Annotated in this window: 12 protein-coding genes; 7 read left to right on the top strand and 5 right to left on the bottom strand. The window is 61.8% G+C overall.

The features are described 5' to 3' along the window. Positions 1-232: 232 nt before the first annotated feature. Positions 233-982 carry a precorrin-6A synthase (deacetylating) gene (gene cobF, locus P3R38_RS15490; protein WP_027907094.1) on the top strand — a complete coding sequence of 250 codons (750 nt, stop codon included), beginning with the start codon at positions 233-235 and terminating at the stop codon, positions 980-982. A 36-nt stretch (positions 983-1,018) separates the two neighbouring features. Here cobF and P3R38_RS15485 read toward each other — a convergent pair whose 3' ends face one another. After that, positions 1,019-1,369 carry a response regulator gene (locus P3R38_RS15485; protein ID WP_023381147.1) on the bottom strand — a complete coding sequence of 117 codons (351 nt, stop codon included), beginning with the start codon at positions 1,367-1,369 and terminating at the stop codon, positions 1,019-1,021. Between the two features lie 257 nt (positions 1,370-1,626). On the opposite strand from P3R38_RS15485, the gene P3R38_RS15480 reads away from it, so the two are divergent. From P3R38_RS15480 to P3R38_RS15460, 5 genes are read left to right on the top strand one after another with little or no spacing between them, the layout of a single operon-like run. After that, complete coding sequence (locus P3R38_RS15480; protein ID WP_277686392.1) at positions 1,627-5,094, top strand: response regulator; 3,468 nt, start codon at positions 1,627-1,629, stop codon at positions 5,092-5,094. Continuing rightward, entirely contained in the window at positions 5,091-5,912 is an 822-nt protein-coding gene (locus tag P3R38_RS15475) for a protein-glutamate O-methyltransferase CheR (protein ID WP_023381145.1), read from the top strand. The genes P3R38_RS15480 and P3R38_RS15475 overlap by 4 nt, the downstream gene beginning before the upstream one ends. Then, positions 5,909-6,508: a chemotaxis protein CheB gene (locus tag P3R38_RS15470; protein ID WP_023381144.1), complete on the top strand. Its 600-nt coding sequence runs from the start codon at positions 5,909-5,911 to the stop codon at positions 6,506-6,508. The genes P3R38_RS15475 and P3R38_RS15470 overlap by 4 nt, the downstream gene beginning before the upstream one ends. Next, on the top strand, positions 6,478-7,704 hold the full coding sequence (locus P3R38_RS15465; RefSeq protein ID WP_023381143.1) for a hybrid sensor histidine kinase/response regulator: 1,227 nt from the start codon (positions 6,478-6,480) through the stop codon (positions 7,702-7,704). The genes P3R38_RS15470 and P3R38_RS15465 overlap by 31 nt, the downstream gene beginning before the upstream one ends. Before the next feature lie 44 nt (positions 7,705-7,748). Continuing rightward, entirely contained in the window at positions 7,749-8,126 is a 378-nt protein-coding gene (locus P3R38_RS15460; protein WP_023381142.1) for a response regulator, read from the top strand. Between the two features lie 250 nt (positions 8,127-8,376). Here the strand turns inward: P3R38_RS15460 and P3R38_RS15455 are convergent, their stop codons facing one another. Genes P3R38_RS15455 through P3R38_RS15445 form a run of 3 tightly spaced genes read right to left on the bottom strand, consistent with a single transcriptional unit; the run spans position 8,377 to position 11,017 of the window. Further along, positions 8,377-8,958: a TetR/AcrR family transcriptional regulator gene (locus P3R38_RS15455; protein ID WP_023381141.1), complete on the bottom strand. Its 582-nt coding sequence runs from the start codon at positions 8,956-8,958 to the stop codon at positions 8,377-8,379. Positions 8,959-8,970: 12 nt separating this feature from the next. Continuing rightward, positions 8,971-9,819, bottom strand: a complete 849-nt coding sequence (locus tag P3R38_RS15450) for a 3-hydroxybutyryl-CoA dehydrogenase (RefSeq protein ID WP_104883558.1) — start codon at positions 9,817-9,819, stop codon at positions 8,971-8,973. Between the two features lie 13 nt (positions 9,820-9,832). Beyond that, positions 9,833-11,017, bottom strand: coding sequence for an acetyl-CoA C-acyltransferase family protein (locus tag P3R38_RS15445; RefSeq protein WP_023381139.1), 1,185 nt, complete (start codon positions 11,015-11,017; stop codon positions 9,833-9,835). A 169-nt stretch (positions 11,018-11,186) separates the two neighbouring features. Here P3R38_RS15445 and P3R38_RS15440 point away from each other — a divergent pair, with 169 nt between their 5' ends. Beyond that, positions 11,187-12,206: an AraC family transcriptional regulator gene (locus P3R38_RS15440; RefSeq protein WP_023381138.1), complete on the top strand. Its 1,020-nt coding sequence runs from the start codon at positions 11,187-11,189 to the stop codon at positions 12,204-12,206. Here the strand turns inward: P3R38_RS15440 and P3R38_RS15435 are convergent, their stop codons facing one another. Further along, positions 12,207-12,644 carry a carboxymuconolactone decarboxylase family protein gene (locus P3R38_RS15435; RefSeq protein WP_023381137.1) on the bottom strand — a complete coding sequence of 146 codons (438 nt, stop codon included), beginning with the start codon at positions 12,642-12,644 and terminating at the stop codon, positions 12,207-12,209. Positions 12,645-12,762: the final 118 nt, after the last annotated feature.

The raw sequence follows: 12,762 nt of genomic DNA, 5'->3' as shown, positions 1-12,762 counted from the left end.
CTTAAGACGAAGGTCAGGCAAGGCGAAAACAGCCGAGGAAGCTGAGTTTCCGGACATGAGCATTCCGGGGCTGTTCTCAACGCAGCATCACCGAGTATCAAGGCTTTTCGTACAGAGCCTAAGGCGTTTGTGGGCTGACCAATAGGTCGACATAGTAGATAGCCCGAAAAGTTTGCACTGCCTCCAGGCCTTGTTTTTCCACTACCATGTGGAAAACTCGGCGGAAAAGACGATGCATACACTCCTGCTGATTGGCATTGGGGCGGGTGATCCGCGCCAGGTGACGCTGCAGGCCATCGATGCGCTCAAACGCGCCAGTGTTTTCTTCGTGCTTGAAAAGGGCGCGGACAAAGATGAATTGGTGCAGTTGCGCAGGCGTGTCCTTGAGCAGCACGCTGCGGCCGGTAGTTATCGTCTTGTGTCGATGGATGACCCGCAGCGCGATGACCAAGCCACCGACTATGCCGCGGCTGTACAGGACTGGCATGAACAGCGTGCGCAGTTGTATGCCCGTACACTGCGCGACCAATTGCGCCCAGGTGATATCGGCGCGTTCCTGCTGTGGGGGGACCCGACCCTGTACGACAGCACCTTGCGCATCCTTGACCGGGTTCGCCAGCTCGGTGTGGCATTGTCGCTGGAAGTCATCCCCGGCATCAGCAGTGTTCAGGCTTTGGCGGCCAGCCACCAGATTCCGCTCAATCGTATCGGCGAGCCGTTGACAGTGCTGCCAGGCAGACGCCTGGCCGAACAGGCAAGGATCGACAACGTGGTGGTCATGCTCGATGGACAGTGCGCGTTCGCCACGCTCGATGACCCCGAACTGACGATTTATTGGGGGGCCTACTTGGGCACCGAGGATCAGCTGCTGATCGCGGGCCCGCTGCAGCAGGTCAAAGGGCAGATTGTGCGAGTGCGAGAACAAGCGCGCATGCGCAAGGGGTGGATCATGGACACCTATCTGCTGCGTCGGGAATGTTGAACAGGTGCCGCTTGGACGGCCACCTTGAATTCGAGGTCAGGGCGCGCCCAGAATCGCCATCACCTTGTCACGCAACTGATCGATGCTGAAGGGCTTGCCAATCAAGTGCATGCCCTCGGGCACGTCGACACTTTCGGCATAACCGCTGGCGAACAACACCGGCAGGGAGGGCCGGATCTTGCGGGCTTGTTTCGCCAGATCTTCGCCACGCATGTCCGGCAACCCGACATCGGTCATCAGTAGATCCAGCGGCTGACCGTCATCTTCAAGCACGCGCAGGGCTTCGGTGGCATCTGCCGCTTGAACGATGGTGTAGCCCATTTCGTCGAGCACTTCGACGATCAGCAAACGTACGATGTCGTCGTCTTCGACTACCAATAGGGGCATGGTTCAGGTCCTGTTGAGAGGGGAGTGTCTGTATATCTGTTCATCGGGCGATGATAGAAGTTCCCCCGAGGATACCGACCGACGCGATGGGAGGGAACGATTCGTGTTCGTCACCTTCAAATACTGGCTAAATGCCCTGCCAGACTGGGCAAAGCTGGTTAGACTCGCTGTAACTGGTGAGCAAAGTGGCTGGAGATAATGGAAACTGGCCGCTACACCGTTTCAATGGACTTTAATTTTTGCTCGGGCGTTATCTCATGACTCAGGCCGCCTCCATGGACCAGAAAAGTTTCCGCAAACTGTTGGCTCGTAACATCAGCCTGCCCTTGGGCGTAGGCCTGCTGGGCGCCGTGGCCTTCGTCACGGTGATCAACTACCTGCTGTCGGCCATGCAATGGGTGGAGCATACCGACCGAGTGATTGGCAATGCCAATGAAACGCTCAAGCTCTCGATCGACATGGAAACTGGAATGCGGGGTTTTCTGCTGACCGGTGAAGAACGTTTCCTCGATCCCTACGAGGTGGCCAAGCCACGCGTTCTGGGTAGCCTGAAAAGTTTGCGCGAACTGGTCGGGGACAACGCGCAGCAGGTCGATCGCATCGACCGCTTGATCGCCCTGCAGCAGGCCTGGAACGAATTCGGCAGTGGAATGATCGCGTTGCGTCGCGATCAGGGCAATTACCAGGCCTTGATAGGCAGTGGTCGCGGCAAGCGCATCACTGACGAGATCCGTAGGGAGTTCGATGACCTGATTCTCACCGAACAGCAGTTGCGCTCGGCACGCAACGAAAAGGTCAGTACCGTCACGGTGACGGCCATATCCGCGTTCGTGCTGCTGATCGTCGGGCTCACTGCCTTGTTGGCCTACCTGGGCAGGCGTGACCTGCTTTCGCTGTCCACCAGTTACAACGATAACCTGCTGGCACAGCAGCGCTCGGCTGAACGCCTCGAACATCAGGCCTGGCTGCGCAACGGCCAGACCCAGTTGGCCGAGCAGGTGCTGGGGCAGTTGACCCTGCCGATGCTAGGCGACAATATCCTGCGCTTTTTCGCCAGGTACCTGGGCAGTGTGGTCGGTGCGGTGTACGTGCGAGACGAGCATGGGCGGCTGATCCGCGTGGCCAGCTACGGCCTGGATGCCGAGGAGCAGGCCCGCGAGCAGGTGCTGGGCGACAGTGAAGGGCTGATGGCCCAGGCAGTGCGTCAAGGGCGCTTGTTGCGCCTGGACGACTTGCCTGCCGATTACTACCGTCTCAGTTCCGGCTTGGGCAGCGGCCTGCCGCGCAGTGCGTTGCTGATGCCGACCAGCGATGATGGCCGGGTCAACGGCGTGATCGAGCTGGGCTTTTTGCGTCCGCTGCAAACGCGGGATGACGAGTTGCTCGATCGCGTCTGCGGCAACCTGGGCATCTCCATCGAAAGCGCCCGCTATCGTCAACGTTTGCAGGAGGTGCTGGCCGAGACCCAGCAGCTCAATGAAGAGTTGCAAGTCCAGCAGGAAGAGCTCAAGACCGCCAACGAAGAGCTTGAAGAGCAATCCCGCGTGCTCAAGGAGTCCCAGGCGTATCTGGAGACCCAGCAGGCGGAACTGGAACAGACCAACGAACAGCTGTCCGAGCGAACCGACGCGCTGAACCGCAAGAATGATGAACTGAACCAGGCCCAGCAGGAGCTTCAAGCCCGTGCCGATGATCTGCAGCGCTCGAGCAAGTACAAGTCCGAGTTCCTCGCCAACATGTCCCACGAGCTGCGTACGCCCCTCAACAGCTCGCTGATCCTGGCCAAGCTGCTGGCCGAGAACGGCGAGGGCAACCTCAGCGAAGAGCAGGTCAAGTTCGCCGAATCGATCTATTCGGCCGGCAACGATCTGTTGAACCTGATCAACGACATTCTCGACATCGCCAAGGTCGAGGCCGGCAAGTTGGAAGTCCGTCCCGAAACTACCCAGGTCGAGCGCCTGGTAGACGGCCTGAAAGGTATGTTCCTGCCGCTGGCCGAGAACAAAGGCCTCGCCTTTGCCGTGCGGGTCGAGCCGTCGGTTCCGGTCACCGTGTTCACCGACCGCCAGCGTCTGGAGCAGATCCTCAAGAACCTGCTGTCCAACGCCATCAAGTTCACCGATCACGGTCAGGTCAGCCTGGACATCAGCCACCAGGCGGGCACCGGCATCGTCTTCGCGGTGCGCGACAGCGGCATCGGCATTGCCGCCGATCAGCAAGAGGCGATCTTCGGCGCCTTCCACCAGGTCGATGGCAGCAGCAACCGGCGCTACGGTGGCACTGGCCTCGGTCTGTCGATTTCCCGCGACCTGGCGCATCTGCTGGGTGGGCAGATCAGCGTCGACAGCAGCCCAGGCCAGGGCAGTGTGTTCAGTCTGATCCTGCCTGAGCGCTATGAGGCCCAGGATCAGGTGATCGAGCCGCAAAGCCTGCGCCCGGCGGTGGATGCGCTGCCACCTGCGCCCCAGGTCAGTCAACCCAGCGCGCCGAAGCGCCCGAAACCGGCGTTCGACGATGACCGTGGACAAGCGCCGTTCGACAATCGTTGCATCCTGGTGATCGAGGATGAGCCGAACTTCGCCCGCATCCTCTTCGACCTGGCGCACGAGCTCGGATACAGCTGCCTGGTGGCCCAGGGGGCCGATGAAGGCTTCGAGCTCGCGGTGCAGTACATCCCCGATGCCATCCTGCTGGACATGCGGCTGCCTGACCACTCCGGCCTTACCGTGCTGCAGCGTCTCAAGGAACAGGCCATGACCCGGCACATTCCGGTGCATATCATCTCGGTGGAAGACCGGGTCGAGGCGGCCATGCACATGGGCGCGGTGGGGTATGCGGTCAAGCCCACCAGCCGTGATGAACTCAAGGAGGTGTTCGCCCGCCTGGAAGCCAAGCTGACCCAGAAGCTCAAGCACATCCTGCTGGTCGAGGACGATGACCTGCAGCGCGAGAGCATTGCCCGGTTGATCGGCGACGACGATGTCGAGATCACCGCCGTGGCCATGGCGCAGGAAGCGCTGGAGCTGTTGCGCGAGAACATCTACGACTGCATGATCATCGACCTGAAGCTGCCGGACATGCAAGGTAACGAGTTGCTCAAACGCATGACCGCCGAGGACATCCGCAGTTTCCCGCCAGTGATCGTCTATACCGGACGCAACCTCACGCGCGAGGAAGAAGCCGACCTGCTCAAGTACTCGCGCTCGATCATTATCAAGGGCGCGCGTTCTCCGGAACGTCTGCTGGACGAAGTGACGCTGTTCCTGCACAAAGTCGAGTCGCAGTTGTCACATGAACGCCAGCGCATGCTCAAGACTGCCCGCAGCCGCGACAGAGTCTTCGAGGGGCGCAAGCTGTTGCTGGTGGACGACGATGTGCGCAACATTTTCGCGTTGACCAGTGCCCTGGAGCACAAGGGCGCGATCGTCGAGATCGGCCGCAACGGGCGTGAGGCCATCGAGCGCCTGGAGCAGCACGACGACATCGACCTGGTGCTGATGGACGTGATGATGCCGGAAATGGACGGCTTTGAAGCCACCCGGCTGATTCGCCAGCAGCCGCGTTGGCGTAAGCTGCCGATCATCGCCGTGACCGCCAAGGCCATGAAGGATGACCAGCAGCGTTGCCTGCAGGCGGGTGCAAACGACTACCTGGCCAAACCGATCGACCTGGACCGACTGTTCTCGCTGATTCGTGTCTGGCTGCCGCAACTGGAGCGAATTTGACTAGCGAACGCAACACCGATATCGAGATCCGGCTGCTGATCGAGGCGATCTACCTCAAGTACAGCTATGACTTTCGCAATTACTCCGGCGCTTCCATCAAGCGCCGGGTCCTCCATGCGCTGCGCCAGTTCGAGTGCATGACCGTATCGGCGCTGCAGGAGCGGGTGCTGCACGACCCCGGCATGTTCATGCAGTTGCTGCAGTACCTGACGATCCCTGTCAGCGAGATGTTTCGCGACCCCGAGCACTTCCTGGCCTTGCGCAACGAAGTAGTGCCGCTGCTGCGCACCTGGCCTTCGATCAAGGTGTGGATCGCCGGTTGCAGCACAGGCGAGGAGGTTTACTCCATGGCCATCCTGCTGCGCGAGGAGGGCCTGCTCGACCGCACCATCCTGTATGCCACCGATATCAACCCGCACTCGCTAGAGAAGGCCAAGCAGGGCATCTACTCGATCAAGAGCATGCGCGAGTACGAAGCGAACTACCGCCTGGCCGGTGGGCGCCGGGATTTTTCCGAGTACTACACCGCAGCCTATGGCAACGCCATCATGGACAGTAGCCTGCGCGAGAACGTGACGTTCGCCGACCACAGCCTGGCCACCGACAGCGTGTTCTCGGAAACCCAGCTGGTGTCATGTCGCAACGTCCTGATCTACTTCAACAAGCAATTGCAGGACCGGGCCCTGGGCCTGTTTCATGAGTCCTTGTGTCACCGGGGGTTCCTGTTGCTCGGCAGCAAGGAATCGGTGGACTTTTCGGCTTACAGCGACCGGTTCGAGCCGCTGGTCAAGCCCGAACGGATCTACCGTAAATCATGAAGGGCGTACAAGCGGTGGTCATGGGGGCCTCGGCGGGAGGCGTCACGGCGCTGTTGCAGGTGCTTGGCGCACTGCCGAAAAACTTCGCCATACCCATTTTGTGCGTGCTGCACCTGCCGGGTGACCGCCACAGTCACTTGGCTGAAGTGTTGCAACGACGATTGCAGCGGCCGGTGCATGAGGCTTGCGACAAGCAGACCATCCGCCCCGGCCAGATCTATGTCGCCGGGCCCGGTTACCATCTGTCGGTCGAACGTGACCTGAGCCTGTCGCTGAGCCAGGAAGCCCCGGTGCATTTCTCGCGGCCGGCGATAGATTTTTTGTTCATGTCGGCAGCTGATGCCTTTGGTGCCGGGCTGCTCGGCGTGTTGCTCACCGGCGCCAACGAAGATGGCGCCGAAGGGCTTGCCTACATCAAACAATCCGGAGGCCGGACCGTGGTCCAGGACCCCGATGACGCACAGGTGGCGTTGATGCCGGAAGCCGCACTGGCTTTGCATCGCCCGGACCTGATTCTTCCTTTGAGCGGTATCGAGCAGTTGCTCGCCAACCTGGAACCCAGCGCATGTCAAGCAACATCATCGCCAAACTGCTGATCGTCGACGACCTGCCGGAAAACCTGCTGGCCCTCGAAGCCCTGATCCAGGGCGACGATCGTGAAGTGCACCAGGCCCGTTCGGCTGAAGCGGCGCTGTCGCTGCTGCTGGAGCACGAATTCGCCCTGGCGATTCTCGATGTGCAGATGCCGGGCATGAATGGCTTCGAACTGGCCGAGCTGATGCGCGGCACCGACAAGACCCGCAACATCCCCATCGTGTTCGTCAGCGCCGCGGGTCGTGAACTGAACTACGCGTTCAAGGGTTATGAAAGCGGTGCCGTGGATTTCCTGCACAAACCGCTCGATACCCTGGCGGTCAAGAGCAAGGTCTCGGTCTTCGTCGACCTGTTCCGCCAACGCAAGGTCCTCGACCGCCAGTTGCAGGCCCTCGAGCGCAGCCGCCAGGAGCAGGAGGTGCTGCTGGCCCAGCTGCAAACGGCCCGGGTAGAGCTGGAGCGGGCGGTGCGCATGCGCGACGACTTCATGTCGATCGTTTCCCATGAAGTGCGCACCCCGCTCAATGGCCTGATCCTCGAAACCCAGTTGCGCAAGATGCACCTGGCGCGAGGCAAGCTCGAAGCGTTTACCGCCGACAAGCTGCAGGCCATGGTCGAGCGCGACGAGCGGCAGATCAACAGTCTGATCCGGCTGATCGAAGACATGCTCGATGTGTCGCGCATTCGCACCGGCAAACTGTCGCTGCGGCCCAAACCGTTCGACCTGAGCCAGTTGGTGCGTGGGTTGGTCGAAAACTTCGCGGCCCAGGCCGCTGCCCTGGACACTCACATCGAACTGCTGCGCTGCGAGCCCCTGCAGGGCGAGTGGGACGAATTTCGGATTGAGCAAGTGGTGGCCAACCTGTTGTCCAACGCATTGCGTTATGGTGAGCGGCGCCCCGTGCAGGTGCGCGTCTACGCTCAGGACGGCATGGCCTGGGTGCAGGTACAGGACCAGGGTATCGGCGTCAGTGCGGACAACCAGCAGCGGATTTTCCACCAGTTCGAGCGGGTTGCCGCGCATCAGGCCAGTGGTGGGTTGGGCTTGGGACTGTACATTTCCGAGCAGATCGTCCAGGCCCATGGCGGGCGGATCCTGGTCGAAAGCGAGGAAGGCCAGGGTGCCACCTTCAGTGTGCAATTGCCGCTGGCGCGTACGACCGAACAAAACGACCCGCTGCGGGCAACCTCTGCCTGAGCCAGGGGTCAGAAGGCCAACTTAAAGAATTTCAAGGCGTTGTCATGAGTGAAGATGCACAAGATGTGGTACTGATCGTCGAGGACGAACCGGCGATTCGCATGATCCTGCGCGACTACCTGGCAGGCGAGGGTTACCACGTGCTGGTGGCCGAGGATGGTGAGCAAGCGTTCGCCATTCTGGCGAGCAAACCGCACCTGGACCTGATGGTGACCGATTTTCGCCTGCCGGGCGGCATCTCCGGCGTTGAGATCGCCGAGCCTGCGGTGAAGTTGCGACCGGACTTGAAGGTGATCTTCATCAGCGGCTACCCGGCGGAGATTCTCGAATCAGGAAGCCCGATCGCGCGCAAGGCGCCGATCCTGGCCAAACCGTTCGACCTGGATACGCTGCGCGAGCAGATCCAAGCGCTTTTGCGCTGATGCGACGGGCCTCTGCGTAGAGAAACCCGCTCTCACCAGGGCTGTGGCAGCTCTGAGGGCGCGCGTTCACCCGCGAAGAGACCCGCACGTAACTCAAAAACAGCAGCCTAGGGTCTGTATGAAGAGTCTTGAGACGAAGGTCAGGCAAGGTGAAAACAGCCGAGGAAGCGGAGTTTACGGGTTGTAAATGAGCATTCCGAGGCTGTTTTCAACGCAGCATCACCGAGTTTCAAGGCTTTTCGTACAGCGCTTAGCGCAATGTGCGCTCTATCCCCCCCACCAGCAGGTCCTCCATCAACCCCAGCCCTTGCTCCTGTGGCAATGCCTGCAAAAGTGCTGGCAACTGGTTGAGCAAGGTCGCCAGCACGTGGGCCGTCGCCGCCAGGGCGTCCCCCGACAGCGTTGCCCGAGGCGCAATCAAGCGCAGCAAACCCGACTCGTAGCGCTTGCGCAGCACGTTCAAGCGCGCCTGTTGCGCCTCGCTCAGGCAACAGAAATCGCGTTCGGCCAGGCGAAACTGCATGGGCCGCTGCACATGCAGCTCCCAGTGCGCGGCAATCAGGCACGACAGCGCCGATGCTCCCCGGGCCATGGCCCGACGGCCCAGGTCCAGCGTCGCCTGCAGTTCCTCGTACAACTCCTCGATCAAGTCGTACAGCAGGTCCTGCTTGCTGGGAAAGTGATGGTACAGCGAGCCTGCGGTCAGCCCCACGTGCGCCGCCAGTTCGCGCATGCTGACCTGCCCGAAGCCTTTCTCGGCAAACAGTGCCATGGCCCTGTCACGCCGCTCTTCAAAGTTGCTACAGCGCATTTCGGCAGTGACAGGTGGCATGGCATTCGCTCCTCAGTAAGTGAAGAAACCACGACCGCTCTTGCGGCCCAGCCAACCGGCCGCGACCATTTCCTTGAGCAGCGGAGCAGGGCGGTACTTGCTGTCGTTGAAGCCCTCGTGGAAGGCCTCCATGATCGCCAGCAGGGTATCCAGGCCAATCAAGTCGGCCAGCGCCAGCGGACCGATCGGCTGGTTGCAGCCCAGGCGCATACCGGTGTCGATGTCCTCGGCACTGGCCAGGCCTTCCTGGCGCACGAAAATCGCCTCATTGATCATCGGCACCAGAATGCGGTTGACCACGAAACCTGGGCGGTTACCTGCGGTGATCGGCGTCTTGCCAAGCTTCTCGGTGACTACCAGGGCCTGCGCATAGGTGCTGTCGCTGGTCTGCAGGCCACGAATGATCTCTACCAGCGCCATCATCGGCACCGGGTTGAAGAAGTGCACGCCGATGAAGCGTTCCGGGTGCTCGATGCACGCGGCCAGCTGGGTGACCGAGAGCGATGAGGTGTTGGTGGCGATCAGGCAATCGGTAGCCACATTGGCAGCCACCTGCTGCAGGATGCGTTGCTTGAGCTGCAAGTTCTCGGTGGCGGCCTCGACCACCAGTTGTACACCGCTCAATTGAGCGTAGTCGGTGCTGGTGCGGATACGCGTTTTCGCCCCCTGGGCCTGGTCGGCGGTCAAGGTACCTTTGTTGACCTGGCGTTCGAGGTTCTTGCTCAGGGTCGCCACACCGCGTTCCAGCGCTGCGTCGGAAACGTCCACCAGTAGCACCTGGTAGCCCGCCACTGCGCAAACCTGGGCAATGCCATTGCCCATGGTGCCAGCGCCGATCACGGCGATTCGTTCAATGCTCATGTTCCTGGCTCCCTCAGACGCGTTCGAAGACGATGGCGATACCCTGGCCGCCGCCGATGCACATGGTCGTCAGGGCATAGCGGCCCTGGATGCGATGCAACTCATGGATGGCCTTGGTGGCAATGATTGCCCCGGTGGCGCCGACGGGGTGGCCAAGCGAGATACCTGAGCCGTTCGGGTTGACCTTTTCCGGGTCGAAGTCCAGCGCACGCGCCACGGCACAGGCCTGGGCGGCGAAGGCTTCGTTGGACTCGATCACGTCCAGGTCGCTGACGTTCAGGCCGGCTTTTTCCAGGACCTTGCGGGTGGCTGGGATTGGGCCCAGGCCCATCAGCTCTGGCTCGACGCCTGCATGGGCATACGCCACCAGGCGCGCCAGCGGCTTGAGGCCCAGGCGCCGTACCGCCTCGCCGGAAGCCAGGACCAGGCCGGCAGCACCGTCGTTGATGCCACTGGCGTTGCCAGCGGTGACGGTACCGTCTTTCTTGAACACCGGCTTCATACCGGCCAGTTGCTCGGCAGTCACATCGCCGCGCACATGCTCGTCCACGCTGAACTGCACGCTGCCTTTGCGCGTTTTCAGCTCCAGCGGGACGATCTGGCTGGCGAAACGGCCTTCGGCGATGGCACGCGCTGCGCGGCGCTGGCTGGTCAGGGCCAGTTCATCCTGCATTTCGCGGGTGATGCCGTGCTTGGCCGAGACGTTTTCGGCGGTGATGCCCATGTGGAAGTGCTCGAAGGGATCGTGCAGCACACCAACGGTGTAGTCGATGCCTTGCAGGTCGCCCATGCGTGCGCCCCAGCGGGCCTGGGGCAGCAGGTACGGTCCACGGCTCATCGACTCGGCGCCCGCGGCCACGGCGACGTCGGCATCGCCCAGCAGCAGGCACTGGGCCGCCGAGACGATGGCTTGCAGGCCGGAGCCGCACAGGCGGTTGACGTTGAACGCGGGGGTCTCCTTGGGAAGGCCCGCGTTCAGCGCAGCCACTCGGCTGAGGTAGGCATCACGTGCCTCGGTCGGAATGACGTTGGCCATCACCAAATGGCCGATCTGGTCGGCGGCCACGCCCGAGCGCTCGATCGCGGCGCGGGTCACGGCGGTGGCCAGGTCGGCCAGCGGCAGGTCCTTGAGGGATCCGCCAAAGCCACCGATGGCTGAACGGACGGCACTGACGACGTAGATTTCTGCGCTGCTCATAGGGGCTCCGATTGCGAAGGCATGGCGGGACCGGGCCAGGCTCTGCGAGAATGGCCGGTGATCCGTCGGTTAGGTCCGAGTCTAGGCAAAGGCCGGGCTTGAGCCTATGCCGGAACTGTTCAGTCAACCTGGCATTTTTTGCCACTCAGCATAGACAGCGAAAAACGCCATGCGCGAGAGCGATTCGGTCGCGGTGTACTTTCTCAATGCCATGCTTCATGCCTTGCGTGATCGCCCCGATGAACGCGATGCGCGTCTGCGTGCCGTGGGCATCGACCCGGCGCTGCTCGGGCAACCCCAGGCGCGGGTGCCGGCCAAGGCTTTCGCGCAGCTGTGGCTAGAGCTGATTCAACTGCTCGACGATGAGTTTTTCCGTCTCGACAGCCACGGCATGCCGCTGGGCAGTTTTGCCCTGATCTGCCGTGGGCTGATCCAGGAACCGAACCTGGAAAAGGCCTTGCGCCAGTGCATGGCCAATTTCAGTCTGTTCCTGCGTGACCTGCACGGCAGCCTGACGGTACGCGGCGGCCGGGCGGTGATCAGCGTACAGTCGAGCATCGTCGACCCTTTGACCCGGGTGTACGCCGAGGAAACCTACCTGGTGCTGATGATCGGTCTGTCGTGCTGGCTGGCCGGTCAGCGCATTGCCATCGACCGAACCGAGCTCTCGGTGGCGCGCCCGGCCCAGGAAGATGACCTGTTGCTGTGGGGGCCGGACCTGCGCCTGGGCAGCGGCCGTACCGAAGTGGAGTTCGACAGCGCCTGGTTGCGTCTGCCGGTGGTACAGGACCTGGCCGGTCTCAAGACCTTTCTGCGCAGTGCGCCCCAGGGGCTGGTGATTCGCTTTCGCAACCAGAACGGCCTGGTGGCCGAGGTGTACCGTCACCTGCGCGCGCGGGGATACGGGCAATGGCCGACATTGGCAGCGCTGGCCGATCAGCAAGGCATTAGTGCCAGCACCTTCCGTCGACAACTGGAACGCGAAGGGCGCTCGTACCAGCAGATCAAGGACGAGGTACGTCGCGCCATGGCTTTCGAGCGCCTACGCGACGGCACCTTGAGCATTGCCGAAATTGCCGAGCAGGCCGGTTTTCAAGAGCCCAGTGCGTTCCACCGGGCGTTCAAGAAGTGGACGGGGCAGAGCCCGGGTACCTACCGGGCGCGCTTGGCGGTAGCCAGAACCGAGTGATCAGGCCGGCACCATCGCAAAGCCAACACCGAAGCGGTTCCAGGCATTGATGGTGGCGATCGCCAGCGTCAGGTTGGCCACTTCCTCGGCTTCGAAGTGTTCGAACAGCGCGTCGTATTCCGCCTGCGGTGCGCCGTGTTCGGCGAGGCGGGTCAGGCTTTCTACCCAGGCCAGTGCTGCACGTTCGCGTGGCGTGAAGTAACGGGTTTCGCGCCATACGCTCAAGGTTTGCAGGCGTGCTTCGGTTTCGCCGGCCATGCGCGCGTCATTGGCGTGCATGTTCACGCAGTAGGCGCAGCCGTTGATCTGCGATGCGCGCAGGCGCACCAGCTCCAGCAGTGAGTTTTCCAGGCCACTGTTGGCCAGGGCCTGCTCCAGGCCGACCATGGCTTTGTAGGCTTGCGGGGCGTGCTTGGCCCATTCGATGCGCGCTTGCATGACAGTCTCCGTATTCAAGTGTGAAGGGGTGTGGACATGCAGCTACCTTAGCCGTGCCCGTGCGCTCACCCGATAGCCAATCCCGCGCTTTCAAGGGAGGCCAATGGCCCCATTTGGG

Origin of the sequence: Pseudomonas sp. NyZ480 (assembly GCF_029537255.1) — a bacterium.
In the GTDB taxonomy this organism is placed as follows: Bacteria; Pseudomonadota; Gammaproteobacteria; order Pseudomonadales; family Pseudomonadaceae; genus Aquipseudomonas; species Aquipseudomonas taiwanensis.
The sequence above is the reverse complement of the archived record's forward strand: the minus strand, read 5'-3'. Positions and strand labels throughout refer to the sequence as shown.